At 71.3% G+C, this 18,217-nt stretch carries 16 protein-coding genes; 5 read left to right on the top strand and 11 right to left on the bottom strand.

Annotated features, from left to right (window positions below):
• Positions 1-13: 13 nt before the first annotated feature.
• Both BJ975_RS01440 and BJ975_RS01435 read left to right on the top strand, forming a co-directional pair.
• On the top strand, positions 14-1,177 hold the full coding sequence (locus BJ975_RS01440) for an acetyl-CoA C-acyltransferase (protein WP_179422941.1): 1,164 nt from the start codon (positions 14-16) through the stop codon (positions 1,175-1,177).
• A 2-nt stretch (positions 1,178-1,179) separates the two neighbouring features.
• Positions 1,180-2,337 (top strand): acyl-CoA dehydrogenase family protein, encoded by a 1,158-nt coding sequence (locus tag BJ975_RS01435; RefSeq protein ID WP_179422939.1) that lies wholly within the window; start codon positions 1,180-1,182, stop codon positions 2,335-2,337.
• A 62-nt stretch (positions 2,338-2,399) separates the two neighbouring features.
• On the opposite strand, the gene BJ975_RS01430 is transcribed toward BJ975_RS01435, so the two are convergent.
• From BJ975_RS01430 to BJ975_RS01405, 6 genes are all read right to left on the bottom strand, one after another.
• Positions 2,400-3,680, bottom strand: coding sequence for an ABC transporter substrate-binding protein (locus tag BJ975_RS01430; protein ID WP_179422937.1), 1,281 nt, complete (start codon positions 3,678-3,680; stop codon positions 2,400-2,402).
• The gene (locus tag BJ975_RS01425) at positions 3,677-4,801 is read right to left on the bottom strand and encodes a branched-chain amino acid ABC transporter permease (RefSeq protein ID WP_179422935.1); all 1,125 of its coding nucleotides are present in this window, start codon (positions 4,799-4,801) and stop codon (positions 3,677-3,679) included. The genes BJ975_RS01430 and BJ975_RS01425 overlap by 4 nt, the downstream gene beginning before the upstream one ends.
• A complete protein-coding gene (locus tag BJ975_RS01420; protein ID WP_179422933.1) occupies positions 4,798-5,697 on the bottom strand; it encodes a branched-chain amino acid ABC transporter permease in 900 nt (299 codons plus the stop codon). Before BJ975_RS01420 ends, BJ975_RS01425 begins: the two co-directional genes overlap by 4 nt.
• Before the next feature lie 10 nt (positions 5,698-5,707).
• Entirely contained in the window at positions 5,708-6,421 is a 714-nt protein-coding gene (locus tag BJ975_RS01415) for an ABC transporter ATP-binding protein (protein ID WP_179422931.1), read from the bottom strand.
• Positions 6,418-7,176, bottom strand: coding sequence for an ABC transporter ATP-binding protein (locus BJ975_RS01410; RefSeq protein ID WP_179422929.1), 759 nt, complete (start codon positions 7,174-7,176; stop codon positions 6,418-6,420). The genes BJ975_RS01415 and BJ975_RS01410 overlap by 4 nt, the downstream gene beginning before the upstream one ends.
• 226 nt (positions 7,177-7,402) lie before the next feature.
• Entirely contained in the window at positions 7,403-9,094 is a 1,692-nt protein-coding gene (locus tag BJ975_RS01405; RefSeq protein ID WP_179422927.1) for a class I adenylate-forming enzyme family protein, read from the bottom strand.
• Positions 9,095-9,245: 151 nt separating this feature from the next.
• On the opposite strand from BJ975_RS01405, the gene BJ975_RS01400 reads away from it, so the two are divergent.
• Positions 9,246-10,166 (top strand): winged helix-turn-helix transcriptional regulator, encoded by a 921-nt coding sequence (locus tag BJ975_RS01400; protein ID WP_179422925.1) that lies wholly within the window; start codon positions 9,246-9,248, stop codon positions 10,164-10,166.
• A gap of 51 nt (positions 10,167-10,217) precedes the next feature.
• On the opposite strand, the gene BJ975_RS01395 is transcribed toward BJ975_RS01400, so the two are convergent.
• Genes BJ975_RS01395 through BJ975_RS01385 form a run of 3 tightly spaced genes read right to left on the bottom strand, consistent with a single transcriptional unit; the run spans position 10,218 to position 13,425 of the window.
• On the bottom strand, positions 10,218-11,003 hold the full coding sequence (locus BJ975_RS01395; RefSeq protein WP_179422923.1) for an enoyl-CoA hydratase/isomerase family protein: 786 nt from the start codon (positions 11,001-11,003) through the stop codon (positions 10,218-10,220).
• Positions 11,000-11,728, bottom strand: coding sequence for a VOC family protein (locus BJ975_RS01390; RefSeq protein ID WP_179422921.1), 729 nt, complete (start codon positions 11,726-11,728; stop codon positions 11,000-11,002). The genes BJ975_RS01395 and BJ975_RS01390 overlap by 4 nt, the downstream gene beginning before the upstream one ends.
• On the bottom strand, positions 11,725-13,425 hold the full coding sequence (locus BJ975_RS01385; RefSeq protein WP_179422919.1) for a class I adenylate-forming enzyme family protein: 1,701 nt from the start codon (positions 13,423-13,425) through the stop codon (positions 11,725-11,727). Before BJ975_RS01385 ends, BJ975_RS01390 begins: the two co-directional genes overlap by 4 nt.
• A 133-nt stretch (positions 13,426-13,558) precedes the next feature.
• On the opposite strand from BJ975_RS01385, the gene BJ975_RS01380 reads away from it, so the two are divergent.
• A complete protein-coding gene (locus tag BJ975_RS01380) occupies positions 13,559-14,380 on the top strand; it encodes an enoyl-CoA hydratase-related protein (RefSeq protein ID WP_179422917.1) in 822 nt (273 codons plus the stop codon).
• A 5-nt stretch (positions 14,381-14,385) separates the two neighbouring features.
• On the top strand, positions 14,386-15,333 hold the full coding sequence (locus tag BJ975_RS01375) for an NAD(P)H-dependent flavin oxidoreductase (RefSeq protein WP_179422915.1): 948 nt from the start codon (positions 14,386-14,388) through the stop codon (positions 15,331-15,333).
• A gap of 92 nt (positions 15,334-15,425) precedes the next feature.
• Here the strand turns inward: BJ975_RS01375 and BJ975_RS01370 are convergent, their stop codons facing one another.
• Both BJ975_RS01370 and BJ975_RS01365 read right to left on the bottom strand, forming a co-directional pair.
• Positions 15,426-16,943 (bottom strand): carotenoid oxygenase family protein, encoded by a 1,518-nt coding sequence (locus BJ975_RS01370; RefSeq protein ID WP_179422913.1) that lies wholly within the window; start codon positions 16,941-16,943, stop codon positions 15,426-15,428.
• Positions 16,944-16,969: 26 nt separating this feature from the next.
• Positions 16,970-18,190 (bottom strand): acetyl-CoA acetyltransferase, encoded by a 1,221-nt coding sequence (locus tag BJ975_RS01365; protein ID WP_179422911.1) that lies wholly within the window; start codon positions 18,188-18,190, stop codon positions 16,970-16,972.
• Positions 18,191-18,217 lie beyond the last annotated feature (27 nt).

Here is an 18,217-nt window from a genome sequence, read left to right as displayed (position 1 = left end):
CCAGGAGGTCCCCATGCCCGAGGCGGTCATCGTCTCCACTGCCCGCACCCCCATCGGACGCGCCCGGAAGGGATCGCTGTCCTCGGTCCGCGCCGACGACCTCGGCGCCGTCGCCGTGCGGGCCGCGCTGGAGGCCGTCCCGGGCCTCGCGCCGGAGTCCGTCGAGGACCTCGTGCTGGGCTGCGCGGTCCCGGAGGGCCAGCAGGGCTTCGGCATCGCGCGCACCGTGGGACTGCTCGCCGGGCTGCCGAACACCGTGCCCGGCCTCACCGTGAGCCGGGCGTGCGCGTCGTCGCTGCAGGCGATCCGCTCGGCCGCGCACGCCGTGGCCGCCGGCGAGGGCGACGTCTTCGTGGCGGGCGGCGTCGAGAGCGTCTCGCAGGTCCCCGCGCCGAGCGGCTACGACGACCTCAACCCCCGGTTCACCGACCCGTCCCGCGAGGACTACGTCGCCGACCTCTTCCAGTCGATGCTGCAGACGGCAGAGAACGTGGCCCGTCGGCACGACGTCTCGCGCGAGCGGATGGACGAGTTCGCCGCGCTGTCGCAGGCCCGCGCCGTGGCAGCGCAGGAGTCCGGCTTCTTCGACGCCGAGATCGTGCCCGTGACCCTGGCCGACGGCACGGTCGTCACGCAGGACGACGGGCCGCGCCCCGGCACCACGGTCGAGTCGCTCGCCTCGCTGCCCGCCGTCCTCGGCCCCGAGGGCCGGGTCACCGCCGGCAACGCGTGCCCGCTCAACGACGGCGCCGCCGCGGTGGTCGTCATGTCCGAGCAGCGCGCCCGCGAGCTGGGCCACCGGCCGCTCGCGCGCCTCGTCGCCTCCGCCGTCTCGGGCCTGGAGCCCGAGTACATGGGCGTCGGCCCGATCGAGGCCGTCCGGAAGGTCCTCGACCGCGCCGGGATGACGATCGGCGACATCGACGTCGTCGAGCTGAACGAGGCCTTCGCGGCCCAGGTGCTGGCCGTCACGGACGGGCTGAAGATCGACATCACGGAGCAGCTCAACCCCTACGGCGGGGCGATCGCGCTGGGCCACCCGTTCGGGATGACCGGCGCCCGGATGATGACGACGCTCCTGCACGGCCTGCGCGAACGCGACCAGCAGCACGGCATCGCGACGATGTGCATCGGCGGCGGCATGGGCATGGCCATGCTGGTCGAGCGGATCGACTGACCGTGCGGCTGTCCCTCACCCCCGAGCTCACCGAGTTCCGCCTGCGCCTGCGTGAGTTCTTCACGACCGAGGTCCCGTGGCACCTGCGCGAGCCCGTGATCGAGGCGGCCCCGCTGGATCGCGACGTCATCGTCGACACCCACCGGATCCTGCACCGCGCCGGCCTCGCCGTGCCGGGCTGGCCCGTGGAGTGGGGCGGCCGGGACTGGTCGCCGCTGCAGCGCCACCTGTGGAGCGAGGAGCTGCATCTCGCGGGCGTCTTCCCGCCGCTGAGCCCGAACGTGGGACTCGTCGGCCCGGTGCTGGCCGCGTTCGGCAGCCCCGAGTTGAAGCGCCGCTTCCTGCCGCCGACCGCCGCGCTGGACCTGTTCTGGTGCCAGGGCTTCTCCGAGCCCGAGGCCGGGTCCGACCTGGCGTCGCTGCGCACCACCGCAGTGCGCGACGGCGACGCGTGGGTCGTCAACGGCCAGAAGACGTGGACGAGCCTGGCGCACTGGGCCGACTGGATGTTCTGCCTCGTGCGCACCGACCCGGACGCGCCGCGCCGCCAGGCCGGGATCTCGATGCTGCTGATCGACCTCGACTCCCCTGGCGTGACGATCCGTCCGATCGAGATGATCGACGGCGAGACGGAGGTCAACGAGGTCTTCCTCGAGGACGTGCGCGTGCCCGCCAACCAGCTCGTCGGCGAGGTGAACCGCGGTTGGGAGTACGCGCGGTTCCTGCTCGGCAACGAGCGCGTCGGCGTGGCCCAGGTCGGCCAGACGAAGCTGCGCCTCGCGCAGGCGAAACGGTACGCCCGCGAGCACGGCCGCTGGGACGACCCCGCAGTCCGCGCCCGGTTCGTCACGCTCGAGAGCGAGCTGCTGGCCGTCGAGCTGACGTCCCTGCGGGTGGCCGCGGAGTCCGCCGACGGGCGCCCCGAGCCGGCCTCGTCCGTCCTGAAGCTGCGCGGCACCGAGCTGCAGCAGCGCGTGGCCGAGCTCGTGCTCGACCTGGCCGGCGCGGACGCGCTCCTGGCCGCAGGCACCGCGCCCGGCGTCACCCGCTGGGCCCGCCGCGCCGCGGCCGCCCACCTCAACCTGCGCAAGGTGACGATCTACGGCGGGTCGAGTGAGATCCAGCGTGGCATCGTCGCGTCGGGCGTCCTCGGCCTCTGACCCCACGCACGACAGCGGGCCCGGTCGAGGGAACCGGGCCCGCTGCGTGGTGATGTGCGAGATCAGTCGACGCTGATCACGTCACCCGCCGAGACGAACCGCTTGTCCTTGGCGGACCAGGCGAACGGGCCGAAGCCGCTGACGCCGCCGGAGCGATCCGCCGTGCTCTTCCACGTCACGCCGTCGAGCAGCACCGGGGACGCGTAGTCCTGGTCGCGCGAGGCCTTCATGATGCTCTCGCGGGTCAGGCCGTCCTCGGACTCGGCGGCCTGCTGGAGGGTGTTGACCAGCAGGTCGGCGGCCATCCAGCCGCTCACGGTGATCGTGTTGTTCGGGTCGGTGACGTCGGGAACCTGCGCCAGGTAGTCCTTGATGCCCTGGTCGTCGGCGACCTCCGGGTCGGCCGGCTCCTTGAGGTACTTCGGCACGACCGCGCCGTCGGCGGCCTGGCCGGCCGCGAGGTACTCCGCCGCGTTGGCGCAGTTGCTGGCCTTGACGACGAGCTCGGGCTTGAAGTCGACGCGGGCCATCGCGGTGTCCAGGACGCCGCAGGTGCCCGTGACGCCACCGTGGTAGAGCACGTTGACGCCGGCGGCCTTCAGCTTGGTCGCGGCGGCCGCGGGGTCGGTGTCCTCGGTCTCGGCCGCGATCTCCAGCCCGCCGGCGTCGGCCGACTTCTTGAACGCCTCGGCCATCGCCACGCCACTGCCGGTGGCGTTCTCGGCGATGCCCAGCGTGATGTCATCGACCTTCGACTTCATGAAGTCGACGATGAACTTCGTCTCGATGTCGGCCGAGGGCAGGAACTGCAGCGTCCACGGGTACGCCTCGATGTCGGTGAACCGGACGTCGCTCGAGCTGGGGTACAGCATCGGGACGCAGGCGGCGTTCTGGTCGTCGGCGATCGCCGCGACCTGACCGGCGCCGAACGTCGTGATGAGGTCGACCTTGTCCTTCTGGAGGAACTCGGTGGCGTTCGCCTTGGCCTTGTCCGGCGCGAAGGCGTCGTCCTTGTAGCTGACCTCGATCTTCATGCCGTCGATGCCGCCGGCGTCGTTGGCCGCCTTGAGGCGCGCGTCGTAGCCCTGGATGGCGAGCTCGGCCGCGCCGGCGATCGGGCCGGACAGGGGGGCGCTGTAGCCCACCTTGATCGTGTCCGTGATCTCCTTGGCCGCCGCGTCGGGATCCTCGCAGTCGTCGAGGCTCAGCTCGAAGCCGCCCGAGGAGCTCGAGTCGCCGTCGTCGCTGGAGGAGCCGCAGGCGACGAGGGTGAAGCTCGCCAGCAGCGCGGCCGGGAGCACCGCCGTCCGGCGGAGCCGGCGCATGGTGGTGGATGCGGTCATGTTCGGGACCTTTCGATGGGGGTGGAGGTGCGGTCGAGCTGGTGCTCGGGCTGCGGGGTCGTTTCCGGCACCGCGGACGCCGCGTCGGTGGCGACGACCGGGCGCGGGTCCCGGACGACGACACGGCGTCGAATCAGTTGGGCCAGCGAGCCGACGATGCCGGCGGGGGCCACGAAGATGACGAACAGCAGGACGAGGGCGAACAGCACCGCCGACGACTGCCCGCTGCCGATGTCGGCCGTGTAGTACGGCACGTAGACCACGGCGAGACCGCCGGCGATCGGCCCGAGGACGGTCCGCTCACCGCCGATGACCAGGCCGATCAGCAGCGTGATGCCCGCCATCAGGGTGAAGGAGCCCTCGGCGTAGAGGCTGCCCATGTAGAGGGCGAACAGCGAGCCGGCGGCACCGGTGATCGCGCCCGAGAGGCCGAAGCTCGCGACCTTGACGACGGCGATGTCGACGCCGGACGCCGAGGCGGCGATCTCGTTCTGGCGCACCGCCGACATCGCCATGCCGTAGCGGCTGCGCGTCAGGCACCAGCACACGTAGAAGGTGATGGCCATGACCGCGACGGAGAGCCAGAAGAGCCAGACGTACTTCTCGCCCAGGCCGAGTCCCGTCCACTCCGGCGGCCGCATCGCGGTGCGCGGGATGGTCATGCCGCTCGCGCCGCCGGTCAGCCCGGAGAAGCGGGCCACGAGCTCGGGGAACGCGACGGCGAAGGCCAGCGTGACCATCGCCAGGTACAGGCCGCGGATCCGCAGGGCCGGCAGGCCGACCAGCAGGCCGACGACGAGGCTGATCGCGAAGGCCACGGGGATGGTCGCCCAGCCCTCCCAGCCCTCCTTCACCATGAGGATGCCGGTCGTGTAGGCGCCGATGCCGAAGAAGGCCGAGTGACCCACCGACAGCAGGCCGACGTAGCCGGTCGCGAGGTTCAGGCCGGCGATCGCGATCGCGAAGATCATGACGCGGGTGACCTGGCCGATCTCGAACGGCGCGAGGCCGCCGAGCCACAGGGTCGAGGCGACCAGCAGGACCAGCCCGGCGCCGACGAGCGCGCGGTGGACGGGCGTCCCGCGCTCGATGACGCGGGGCTTCTTGGCTTGGGTGCTCACACACGCTCCAGACGTCGGGCCCCGAACAGTCCGGTGGGGCGAACCAGCAGGATGACCACGATCACGACGAGGGCGACGGTGAGCGACATCGAGCCGCCCAGGAACGTCGCGTACCCGTTCACCAGTGCCAGGCCGATGCCCAGCCCCAGACCGCCCACGACGGCACCCTTCACGCTGTCCAGTCCGCCCAGCAGGGCGGCGGCCGTCGCGAAGATCAGGACGTGGAACATGCCGGTGAGGCCCAGCTGGCCCGGTGGGACCATCGGGATGAGCAGGGCGCCGGCGAAGGCGGAGATCGCGCTCGACAGGCCCCACGAGAGGGTCAGCACCCGGCCGACGCGGACGCCCGAGAGCGCCGCCGACTGCCGGTTGGTGGCCACGGCCCGCATCTGCAGGCCCATGCTCGTGTAGGTGAAGAACAGGTAGAGGCCGAACACGATGGCGGCCGTGATGGCCCAGATCGCCATCGAGTCGTAGTAGAGGCGGGCGCCGGCGATCTCGACGAAGTCGTTCTCGCCGCTGGGCAGCATCCGCGGGAAGACCTTGTCGTCCGATCCCCAGATCCAGCCGTCAAGACCGTTCAGGCCGGTGAACAGCGCCAGGGCCACGATCAGGACGGCTGTCTCGTCGCGTCTGGCCACCGGCCTGATGAGCCAGCGCTCGGCGAGGGCGCCCATCGCGAAGCCGATGAGGATGGCCGGGATGATGGCGACCCACGGGTTGAGGCCGCGCTCGGTCAGCCACCACGTGATGTAGGCGGTGAACAGCGCGAACTCGCCCTGGGCGAAGTTGATCGTCGACGAGCTGCGGAAGACGATGACGAGGCACAGCGCGATCAGGATGTAGACCGAGCCGCTCGTGGCGCCCGCGAAGACGCGGGAAAGCAGGATGTCCATGGAGTGCTCCTCAGTAGCCCAGGTAGGCGGCTCGGATGCTGTCGTCCGCGCGGAACTCCTCCGCGGACCCGCTGGCGGAGACCTCGCCGACCTCGAGCAGGTACACCCGCGAGGCGATGTCCATCGCCAGCTCGGCGTTCTGCTCGACCATCAGCAGGGCGGTGCCCGAGTCGCGGTTGATGTCGCGCAGCGTGTCGAACAGGCCCTGCACGATCACCGGCGCGAGACCGAGGCTGACCTCGTCGCACATCAGCAGGCGGGGGCGGCTCATGAGCGCCCGGGCGATCGCGAGCATCTGCTGCTCGCCGCCCGACAGGGTGCCGGCCACCTGATCGCTGCGCTCGGCCAGGCGCGGGAACACCGAGAACCAGCGCTCGATGTCGTCCTCGACGGCCATGCGGTCCTTGCGGGTGACCGCGCCGACGCGCAGGTTGTCCAGCACGGACATCGCGGTCAGCGTGCCGCGTCCCTGCGGCACGAGGCTGACGCCCTGCGCCAGGATCGTGTCGGGGCGGGCCTTGGCGACCTCGCGGCCGTCGATCTTGAGCGAGCCCTGGTAGGGCAGCTGGCCCGACAGCACGCTCAGCAGCGTGGACTTGCCGGCGCCGTTCGCGCCCAGGACGACGACGGCCTCGTGCTCGTCGACGTGCACCGAGACGTCGCGCAGGACGGTGGCACCGCCGTAGCCGGCGGTGAGGCCCGTGGCCTCGAGCAGCGCGGTCATGCGGACCTCCCCAGGTAGGCGGCGACGACCTCGGGGTGCCGCTGCACCTCGGCGGGACGGCCGTCGGCGATCGTGCGGCCGAAGTCCATCGCGACGACGTGGTCGCACACGCCCATGACCAGGCCCATGTGGTGCTCGACGAGCAGCACGCTGAAGCCGAACTCGTCCCGCAGCGAACGGATCAGGTCACCGAGCTCGGAGACCTCCGAATGGGTGAGTCCGCCGGCGGGCTCGTCGAGCAGCAGCAGCGACGGGCGGCTGATGAGGGCGCGGGCCAGCTCGACGCGCTTGAGGGTGCCGAAGGGCAGGCCCGCGGCGGGCAGGTGGGCGACCTCGGTGAGGTCGAGGCGCTCGAGCAGGGCCCAGGCGTCGCGCTCGACCTGCTTGGTCGCCTTGCGCGACCCGGGCCAGCCGACGAGCGACGGCAGCAGGTGGGGCGTCTGCACGCCGTGGGCGCCGACGACCGTGTTCTGCAGGACCGTCATCTCGGGCCACAGCGCGAGGTTCTGGAAGGTGCGCGCGACACCGGCGCGGATGACCTGGTGGCGGCGCAGACCGAGCACGTCGACGTCGCCGTAGCGGATCGTGCCCTCGGCGGGCTGGTAGACGCGGGTGACGCAGTTGAACAGCGAGGTCTTGCCCGCGCCGTTCGGGCCGATGAGTCCGCAGATCTCACCGTCCGCGACCTCGAATCCCACCCGGTCGAGCGCGGTCACTCCGCCGAAGCGGAGAACGACGTCCGAAACCTGAAGCATCAGGAGCCTTTCGCTAGCGAAGTTCAATGACTGACCGGAGGAGCATATCCTGTGACCCGAGTCACGATACCGGGGCCCTCGTCACTTTATAACGGCCTTAAACGGGGCAGGTCAAGAGAAACTCTGTGTTTTGAAGTGTCTTTTCTCATTGATGCGTCGAGACTGCTCTAGACAAAGCAGAACGGCGCGCCGGAAGCCGGCGCGCCGTGGTCTGCGAAGGGGTGGGTCAGGAGGCCTCGACGTGCCTCAGCGAGCGCTTGAGGACCTTCCCGACCGGGTTGCGCGGCAGCTCGTCCACCACGAGCAGGCTCTCGGGGAGCTTGTAGCTGGCGATGTGCCGCTCCCTCAGGAAGTCGACCAGCGACGACAGCGTCACCTCGGCGCCGGCGCGCGGGACCACCACGGCCCGGGTGCGCTCCCCGAGCGCCGGATCGGGGACGCCGACGACCGCGACCTCCTCGACGTCCTCGTGCCCCGCGAGCAGCGTCTCCAGCTCGGCGGGCGAGATGTTCATCCCGCCGCGCACGATCATGTCCTTCGCCCGGTCGACGTACTGGAGGTAGCGCAGGTCGCCGACCGCGTCCGCGACGTACATGAACAGGTCGCCGCTGCGGTAGAAGCCGTCCTCGGTGAACGGGTCCGAGCTGGTGGTCCCGGGCAGGTAGCCGGCGATCACGCCGGGACCCTTCACGAGCAGCTCGCCGGGCAGGCCCTCCTCGGTGATCTCGGCGCCGCTGCCCGGGTCGACCAGTCGCGTCTCGTACCCGCGAGGACCGCGGTTCGACCAGCTGTGATCGGGCGAGCCGAACCGCGGGAACAGGTGCGAGCGGTGCTCGGGGTCCGGCACGGTCTCGGGGTCGCCGACCAGGTTGAGGCCCTCGTTCGAGCCGAAGCAGTTCACGATGTCGATGCCGAACCGCTCGCGGTAGGCGCGGATCATCGGGGGCGGCAGGGGCGCCGACCCGGAGCCGATGTGGCGCAGGCTGCGCATCCCCTCGGGCGTCATGAACGGCAGGTCGAGGGCGCGCACGAGCAGCGCCGGCGGCACGACGGTGTAGGAGACCTGCTCCTCGCGGATCTGGCCGAAGAACACCGGCGCGTCGAACGGGTGGTGGAGCACGAGGGTGGCACCGGTCAGCAGCCACGGCACGAGCATCCCGCCGATGCCGGCCATGTTGACCATCGGGAACGGGTTGAGGACGACGTCCTGCCCCGTCAGGCCCATCGCGTCGACGCTGGTCAGGCCCATCGGCTCCCAGTCGTTCGCGCAGCGCGGCACGCCCTTCGGGGTGGCCTCGGTCCCCGAGGTCCAGCAGATCGTGACGGCGTCGTTCGGGTCGAGGTCGACCTCGAGGCGGTCCAGCGGAGCGCGGTCCACCGGCGCGGCGAGCGCGGCCGTGAGGTCGACGTGGTCGACCACGGCTCGCGGGCCGAAGGTCAGCACGGTGTGCACCGAGGGCAGCGCGGCGAGCGCGGCCAGCCGCTCGTCGAGCGGTGTCCCCTGGAACTCCGCGGCGCCGACGAAGGCGGTCGCGCCTGCCAGCTCGCACATCTGGGTCAGCTCGTACTCGCGGTACTGCATCGGGAAGGGCGTCGCGATCGCGCCGATCGACGAGAGCGCCACGTATGAGACGGCGAGGTCGGCGCAGTTGGGCAGCTGCAGGCCGACGACGTCGCCCGGGCCCACGCCGGCCGCGAGCAGCAGCGAGGCGAGGTCGCGGGCACGCTCCTGCACCTGGCGCCACGTGTACCGCTGCGGGCCCAGGCCCATCAGCGAGGTGAGGTTCGGTGCGTCGACGAGGGCCGTACGATCAGGGGCCTGCGCGACGTGCTCGCTCACGCGCTCGGGCCACGTGGGAACACCCCAGACCCCCAGTGCCTCGTACTCGGCCACGCGTGCGGGCGGGTGCAGCCTCATGGTTCTCCTCCGGGGTCGTCTGCTCTGTTACTACATCTAACATAGTTACCTGTCAATGACGAGGAGCGGAATCCGGCGGTACTTGACTCGACACTCGGCAGGTCCCACGCTGGTTACCGACAAGAAACTATGACGTCGAAAGGCTCGGGGAATGACTGCCGCGGAGACCGACGAGAACGGTGCGTCGCCCCTCGGCCGCGCCCTGATCCTGCTGGGCGACATGTGGACCCTGCGGATCGTCATGTGGGTGTTCAACGGCAAGCGCCGCTTCCAGGACCTGCGCAACGCGCTCGCGATCTCGGACCCCGTGCTGTCGCGCCGGCTGAGCTCGCTCGTGGACGACGGCATCCTCACGGCCCGCGAGTACCAGACCAATCCCCCGCGGCGCGAGTACGTGCTCACCGACGCCGGCCTCGACCTGTGGCAGGTCCTCGTCGCGATGTGGGTGTGGGACCGCCGCTGGGCCGGCCACCTGCACCGCGACGCGCAGACGCGCCTGCGCCACCTCGACTGCGGTCACCTGACGCGCCCGGTCTTCGGCTGCGGCGCGTGCGGCGCCATCGGCGTCGGTGCACGCGACGTGACCGGCTCGGTCGACGACCGCCTGCTGCTCGACAGCGTGCAGCGCCGCTCGCGCCGCTCCCCCACCATGACCACGCCGATCGACGCGTCGGGCGTGCTCGGCGACCGCTGGTCGACCTTCCTGCTCTCCGACGCGTTCACCGGCACCCGCCGGTTCAACGACTTCCAGGAGAACCTGGGCATCTCCCCGGTCACGCTGACCCAGCGCCTGCACCTGTTCGTCGAGGCCGGCCTGATGTCGCGCGAGGAGGTCGCCGGCGGCAAGCGCCAGGAGTACCGCCTGACCTCCAAGGCCCTCGACTTCTTCGACGTCACCACCACGATCAACGGCTGGGCGCAGCGCTGGCTCACGCAGGACGGCCGCTCGGGCCTCAACCTCACGCACGTCCCGTGCGAGTCCGACCTCGTCCCGCAGTTCACCTGCAACGCGTGCAACGCCGTGCTCACCCGCACGAACATCCGGTTCGAGGGGCCGATCGCCGAGCTGTGACCCGGCGACCGGCGCGCCCCTCTGGCTTCCGGTGCTCTACTTCCCCGTGCTCTACCTGCCAGTGAAGTGCGCGGGACGGCGCTCGAGGAAGGCCGCGACGCCCTCCGCGTGGTCCTGCGACAGCTGACACTCGGTGAGCGCCTCGATGTGGTGCTCGAGGTGCTCGTCGCGGGTGCGCGAGGTCGACCAGTTCAGCAGCGACTTGGCGCGGGCGATCGCGAACGGCGAGCCCGTGGAGACCTTCGCGGCGAGCTCGCGCGCGGCGGCCAGGAGGTCCTCGGGCTCGACGACGTCCATGACGAAGCCGATCCGTCGCGCCTCCTCCGCGTCGATGAACTCACCGGAGAAGACCAGGCGCTTGGCCTGCTGCGGTCCTACGAGGTCGGGCAGCAGCCAGGTGCCGGCGCCGGTGTCGGGGATCAGTCCGCGCTGGACGAAGATCCACGAGAACCTGGCCCGCGTGGACGCGATGCGGAAGTCGGCCTGCGTGGACAGCTCGACGCCGAGGCCCGCCGCCGGGCCGTCGACGGCGACGATGACCGGCGTCGTGGCCTCCCAGAAGTACCAGTGCCGTCCGTCGGTGTGCCCGTCGCGGTCGTGCGCGCTCGTGCCCTCCTCGACCGGACGCAGCTCGGTCAGGTCGGTGCCGGCGCAGAACTGACCCGGGACGCCGGTCAGGATGATCGCCCGCACCGCCGGGTCGGCGTCCGCCTCCAGCGTGTGGTCGCGGATCGCGTCGTACATCGCGTAGTTCAGCGCGTTGCGCTTCTCCGGGCGGTCGATCGTGATGGTCGCGACGCCGTCCTCGACCTCGTAGTGGACGTGCGGGCTGGTCATGACTGCTCCTGGGGGCTCGGGGCGACGAACCGGAAGGTCACGCCGCACAGCTCGACCGCGTCGCCGACGCGCGCGGGATCCGCGGCGACCACGTCGACGGACCGGAGTCCACGGGGTCCGCCGTCGGCGGGGAGGATGGTCAGGGTCTCGCCGCGGGCCAGGCGCACGACGCCGTCCTGCGGGGCCTCGCGGACCAGCAGCTGGGCCCACGTCGACGCGAGCCCGTCCGGGTCGTCGGCCACGAGGGACGCGGCGACGATGTCACGGGCCACGTCGGGCGAGCACTGCTCGAAGACCGCCGGGGCGAAGTGCCAGCTCTCGGGCGGGCTCACCTGGTCGATCTCGGCGAGGGTGCCGAGGTGCTTCGGGTGCCACTGCGTGAGCGGGGCGCCGTGGTAGTCCTCGTTCATGATCGGCCCGAAGCCCAGGCCGGCGGCGCGGTCGACCAGAGTCGGCACGTCGTCGACCTGTACGACCACCATGTAGCCGCCCGGTCCGTTCTTCTCCAGCATCCGGCCGTGCGGCGACGCGGGGTCCAGCGGCGAGACGATCTCGACGAACGTGTCGGCGAAGCTGAAGATGACGTGCTCGAAGCCGAGCTTCGCCATCTCCTCGTCGAGGCTCACGCCGCCGGTGAAGCCGAACAGCTCGCGCGCCTGCGCGGAGGCGGCGGCGAGATCGTCGGTGATCAGCACGACCTGGCGGATCCGGGGCAGGGACATCATCGACCTCCAGTCGAGTCGGACGCGCGCAGCTGCTCGCGCAGCTCGCGCTTGAGCACCTTCCCCACGGGGTTGCGGGGCAGGGCGGGGACCACTTCCAGCCGCTCGGGCCACTTGAACTTGGCGACGTCGGCGGCCTTGACGATCCCGACGACCTCGTCGAGACCGACCGGCTCGTCGGCCGAGGACGGGACCACGAACAGGCACAGCCGCTCCCCCAGGTCGGGGTCGGGCATGGCGACCGCGGCGGCCTCGGCCACGCGGGGGTCGGCCGTGACGATCGCTTCGATCTCGGCGGCCGAGATCTTGTAGCCGCCACGGACGATGAGGTCCTTCGCGCGATCGACGTGGACCAGCAGGTCCTCGTTCTCGGCGCTGATCTCGAAGACGTCGCCGGTGCAGAACCAGCCGTCCTCGTCGAAGCCCTCGCGGCCGCGGCCGAGGTAGCCCGAGAAGATCGCCGGGCCCTTGAGGCGCAGCTCGCCGGGACGGCCCGGCGCGTCGATCTCGGTGCCGTCGGACAGGTCGACGAGGCGCGCGGACATCGCCGACGCGACGCGCGTGCGGTACGCCAGGCCGGGGCGGCCGTAGCGCGGGAACAGCCGGCCGCGCTGCGCGGGATCGGGCACCGTCTCGGGCTCGGCGAACAGCATGCCGCCCTCGTTCGAGCCGAACAGGTTGAGCACCTCGACCCCGCGGCCGCTCTCCCACGCGTCGATCATCCAGCCGGCCAGCGGGGCGGACCCGGACGACACGGCGCGCAGCGACGACAGGTCGCGGTCGGGGCCGCGGCCCGAGACGACGGCGTTGAGCACCGGCGGCGGCGCGCACGTGTAGGTGACGCGGTGGCGCTCGATCTGCTCGCAGAACCGCTCGAGGTCGAACGGGTGGTGCTGCACGAGCGTGCAGCCGTTCAGCAGCCACGGCACGAACATGCCGGCCAGGCCGCCGCCGTTGACCATGGGGAACGGGTTGAGCAGGACGTCGTCGGCGGTCAGCCGCGGCGACTCGGTGCACGCCGTGCCGAGCACCTCCCACTCGCCGTAGGCGCGGGGCACGCCCTTGGGGAAGCCCTCGGTGCCCGAGGTCCACACGATCGTGACGGGGTCGGCCGAGCCCAGCTCGAGGCTCGCGACGTACGCGTCGGCGGCCGCGACCTGGTCGTCGGTGGCGTCGAGTGCGGCGAGCCGGGGGTCGGAGCCGGGATCGCCGAACGCGGCGACGGCGCGCAGGCCCGGGACCCGCTCACGGAAGTCGGCGGCCTCGGCGGCGAGATCGCGGCCCAGGGCCGACGTCGTGGTGACGAAGACGCCGAGCCCCGCCATCTCGCTCATGCGGACCAGCTCGTGGCTGCGGTACTGGATGGGGAAGGGGCACGCGACCGCCCCGAGGCGGGCGATGGCGACGAGCGTCAGCGGCAGCTCGACCACGTTCGGCAGCTGGACTCCCACCACGTCGCCGCGCCGCACGCCGAGGCCGTGCAGGGCGGCGCTGACGCGGCGAACCTCGTCCGCGGCCTCGCGCCACGTGAGCGACCGGACCGGCCCGCCCATGACCGTGGCGCGGTCGAGCGGGTCGACGAGGGCGAACCCGTCGGGCCGGGCCGCGACGGCCGCGTCGAACAGTCCCGACCAGGTGCGCCCGGTCCACCAGCCGCCGGCCGCGAAGGCGGCGCGCTGCTCCTCGTCGAACAGTTCCATGGCCGTGATCCTAGACGAGTCCCACAGAAACTACTAGATAGGAAGTCACGATAAATCGCCTATGCACTGGACTTCTAGGCGTCGTTTGGATGTAAGGTCAATTGCGAAAGCCACGTATCGGGAGGAGGGAACGATGACGGACCAGCCCGACATCGTCGTCGTGACGCGCGATCGGCCCGGCACCGCCACGGTCGCCCTCAACCGTCCCGCGCGCCGCAACGCCTGGACCGTTCCGCTGCAACGGGCCTACTTCCGCGCCCTCGAGGACCTGGTCGCGGACCCCGACGTGCGGGCGATCGTGGTGACCGGAGCGGGCGGCACGTTCTGCCCCGGGGCCGACACCGAGGCCCTCCAGACCTACAGCGACACCGGCACGACGAACCCCGAGATGGCGACGATCGAGCAGCCCGAGTGGTTCCCGCTGCTCGTCCCGAAGCCGATCGTCGCCGCGATCTCCGGGATGTGCGCCGGCGTCGGGCTGGCCCAGGCCCTCCTGTGCGACCTGCGGATCGCCGCGCCGGACACGCGACTCACCACGGCCTTCGCGAAGCGCGCCCTGCCGCCCATGCACGGCATGGGACCCCTGCTGGCCCGCGCCGCCGGCGACGCGGCCGCGGCCGACCTCCTCCTCACCGCCCGCACGTTCGACGGCACCGAGGCCCTGCGCCTCGGCGTGGTGAACGCGACCGACCCCGACCCGCTCGCTCGGGCGCTCGACCTGGCCGAGCAGCTCGCCGCGACCTGCGCGCCGTCCTCCCTGGCCACCATCAAGCACCGCCTCGTCGCACCCTGGCTCGACCGGGTGCGCGACGACGTCGAGAGCGTGGACGCCACGCTCGACGCCGTGCTGTCCTCGCCCGACTTCCGTGAGGGCCTGGCCAGCCTGCTGGAGCGGCGACCCCCACGATTCCCCCCTCTGACCCGGGACTGGTTCCCCGCAACGCGAGAAGAGTGACCCCCATGTCCGACACCGTGCTCGACCGCCTCCGCCTGCCCGTGGTGGCGGCGCCCATGTTCCTGATCTCCGGTCCCGACCTCGTGGTCGCGGCCTGCGAGGCCGGGGTCGTGGGCTCCTTCCCCAGCCCGAACTGCCGCACGGCGGCCGAGCTCGACACGTGGATGGGCACGATCCGCGACCGTCTCGCCGGCTCGCCCGGCGCCGCGCCGTGGGCGCTCAACCTCGTGACGCACCGCAGCAACGCGCGCCTGCCCGAGGACCTCGCCCTCGTCGCCGAGCACCAGCCCGACATCGTCATCACGGCGCTGGGCTCGCCGATGCCGGTCATGGAGGTCGTGAAGTCCTACGGCGGCCTCGTCATCGCCGACGTCGTGTCCATGAAGCTCGCGCGCAAGGCGATCGCGGCCGGCGTCGACGGACTGGCGTGCGTCTCGGCCGGCGCGGGCGGCCACACGGGCCACCTCTCGCCGTTCGCGTTCATCTCCGCCGTGCGCGAGGAGTTCGACGGCATCGTCACGGTCGGCGGCGGCATCACCGACGGCGCCGGCGTGGCCGGAGCCGTCGCCGCGGGCGCCGACCTCGTCTACATGGGCACGCGGTTCCTCGCGACCAGCGAGAGCCTCGCCCAGGACGAGTACAAGCAGATGGTCGTCGACCACGGCCCGGACGACCTCGTGGTCACCGCGGGCGTCACCGGCACCCCCGCCTCGTGGCTGCGGCCGAGCCTCGTCGCGAACGGCTACGACCCGGACGCGATGACCGGCCCCGCCGAGCGCGACTACGACTCCACCGGTGGCGCGGGTCGCCGCTGGAAGGACCTGTGGGCCGCGGGCCAGGGCCTGCAGACCATCCACGCGGTCGAGCCGACCGCCACGGTGGTCGACCGTCTCGAGCAGGAGTACCGCGCCGCGAGCGAGCGCTTCACCCGCCTCGCCCTCGCGACCCGCTGAGCCCGCCTCCCGGGACGGTGAGGCCCGAGCCAGGACAGACGGAAGCCCGCCACCCTCTCGCAAGGTGGCGGGCTTCCTGGGTCCAGTCTGGCTCAGAGCCCCACGGCCGTCGCGGCGGACTCCTCCGTGCGCCAGCGGCGCAGCTCCTCGCCGGCGCACCACGTGGAGTGGGTGCCGCTCGAGATGCGCTCGGGCAGCTTGAGCTTGCACACCGGGCCGTCCGAGAGCCGTGCGGCGTCGAAGACCACGGCGTACGACGCGTCGTCGTTCATGTCCGAGATCAGCGTCACCAGGTAGCCGTCGTCCTCCGAGGACGAGCCCACGCGGGGCGCCATCGCGGTCTCGCTGCCGTAGACGCCGTCGCCGAAGGCGAACGTCTCCTCGGCACCCGTCCACGAGTCGTGCTTGACCAGGCCGTTGAACAGGAACCAGCCCGGCTTGTTCGTCGCCGAGTACGAGTAGCGGTGCTTCACGCCGCCGAACGAGCCGTTGATCATGCCGAACTCGGAGACGGTGTCGGTGAGCCGCTCCTCCTTCGTCTGTCCCGTCTTGAGGTTGAAGCGCCAGCGGTGCAGTCGGGTCTCCATCCGGTCCTGCGCGAGGAAGCGGAAGGCCCGCTCCCACTGCGTGCCGGTGCCGTTGTCGGCGGGCTCGGGATCGGTCTGGAAGTAGCCCTCCAGGACGACCTCGTCGCCCTCCTCGAACGCGTTCGTGAAGTGCAGGACGTAGGTCGACTCGGCCTCGAACCACTGGATGTCCGAGGTCTGGCCGCGGCGTGGGATGACGGCGAAGCGCGCGGGCATGTCGCGGTGCCAGCGGGCCACGTGCGCGTTCTGCTTGAGCGCCTCGGGGTCCCAGAACAGCGGCATGTCGTTGAGGATCGCGTAGTTCTCGGTGAACGCCATGTCGTGCGGCAGGCGCGGGCCGGGCAGCGGGATGTCGACGTAGTGGACGAGGTCGTTGTTCTCGTCGACGACGCCGTACTTCATGTACGGCGCCTCCTTGCTGTAGTTGAAGAACATCATCTCGCCGGTGCGGTCGTCGACCTTCGGGTGCGCCGAGACGCCCCAGTCGAACGGGAAGTGACCGTTCCAGCTCTCCTTGCCCAGCGTCTGGGCGGAGAACGGGTCGACCCGGTACAGGTCGCCGCACTGGTAGAAGCTGGTCAGCGCGACACCGCGGTGGACGATCACGTCGGTGCTCGACGCGTCCTTCATCTGGCGGCGGGCGCCCCAGCCGTCCTCGCGCAGCGCGATCTGCGGGCGCTCGGCCAGGCCGGCCCACAGCGCGTGCCCGGCCTCCTGCTCGGCGAGGTAGCCGTCGGTGCGGATCATCCGGTTGCGGTAGAAGGCCTTGCCGTCGCGGAAGCCCACCACGTGGATCATGCCGTCGCCGTCGAACGGGTGATAGTTCTTCAGCGACGCGTGCACCGGGTTCTCGGTGTTGCGCAGATAGACGCCGTCGAGGTCGGCGGGGACCTCGCCCTCGACGACCTCGAGGTCGTCGGCGACCCACTCGTTCGTCTGCGGGCGCCAGGGTCCGGTGCGGTAGGGGTGGTCGTCGTCCTCGGGCAGCGTGGAGAGCAGCTTGCCCACGAGTTCCAGATCCATGAAGAGTCCTCTCAGTCCTGCGTGGGTCAGCTGGCCGTCACGACGAAGCTGACGGTGGTGGCGGTGCTGCCGCCGAAGTTGAGCGTGCCCACGGTGTCGGCACCCTCGACCTGGTAGTCGCCGGCCGTTCCGGAGACCTGCTTGGTCGCGTCGAGCACCATGCGGATGCCCGACGCGCCCACGGGGTGGCCGCCGCCGATGAGGCCGCCACTGGGGTTGATCGGCAGTCGTCCGCCGATCTCGATGTCGCCGTTCTCGATCGCCTTCCAGGACTCGCCCGGCTCGGTCAGGCCGATGTGGTCGATCGCGATGTACTCGCTCGGGGTGAAGCAGTCGTGGGTCTCGAGCGCGTCGAGGTCGTCCAGTCCGATCTGGGCGCGGTCGAACGCGTCGTGCACGGCGCGGCGCAGGTGCGGCATGACGTAGGGCTGGTCGGCGGCGCGGTCGAGCTTCTGCTGCAGGCCCAGGCCCACGGTCTGGTGACCCCAGCCGGCCATCCGCGCCAGCGGGCGCAGGTCGGGGTGGCGCACGAGGAACGCGTCGGAGACGAGCACGATGCCCGAGCCGCCGTCGGTGATCTGGCTGCAGTCGAAGCGGCGCACGCGGCCGTCGACCGGCGGGTTGAGCGCGGGGTCGCCGGCCGGACCGAGGTCGGGCACGTCCCAGCCGCGCGTCTGTGCGTTGGGGTTGAGCTTGGCGTTCGCGAAGTTGATCTCGGCGATGCGGCTCAGGTGCTGCTGGTCGATGCCGTAGCGGCGGTCGTACTCGTCGGCGACCTTGCTGAACATGTAGGGCCACATGAAGGTGGCGTCGTCGCCCTCGTGGCCGGCCCAGGCGGCGGCACCGAGGTGATGGGCGGCCTGGTCGCCGCTGACCGTCTTCTCCAGCTCGACGCCGACGACGAGCGCCGAGTCGTAGTTGCCGGCGCGCAGGTCGGCCATCGCGGCCAGGACGGCGATGCTGCCCGAGGCGCAGGCGGCCTCGTGACGCGAGGAGGGGACGCCCCACAGGCCGTCGTTGACCGTGGCCGGCATCGCGCCGAGCTGGCCCTGTCCGGCGAACAGCTGGCCGAAGGCGTTGCCCACGTGAACGACGCCGATCTCCTCGGCGTCGACGCCCGAGGCGGCCAGGGTGCCGTCGACGACCTCGGTCGCGAGATCGGCGAAGTCCTTGCCCTCGCGGGTCAGGTTGCGGGCGAAGTCGGTCTGGTACCCACCGAGGATCCAGACGTTCGACGGCTTGGACATGATCCACCTCTTCTTCCACGCGCGCTC

The sequence above is a fragment of the Aeromicrobium tamlense genome (genome assembly GCF_013408555.1).
GTDB classification, from domain to species: Bacteria; Actinomycetota; Actinomycetes; order Propionibacteriales; family Nocardioidaceae; genus Aeromicrobium; species Aeromicrobium tamlense.
This window is presented reverse-complemented; position numbering and strand designations above follow the sequence as displayed.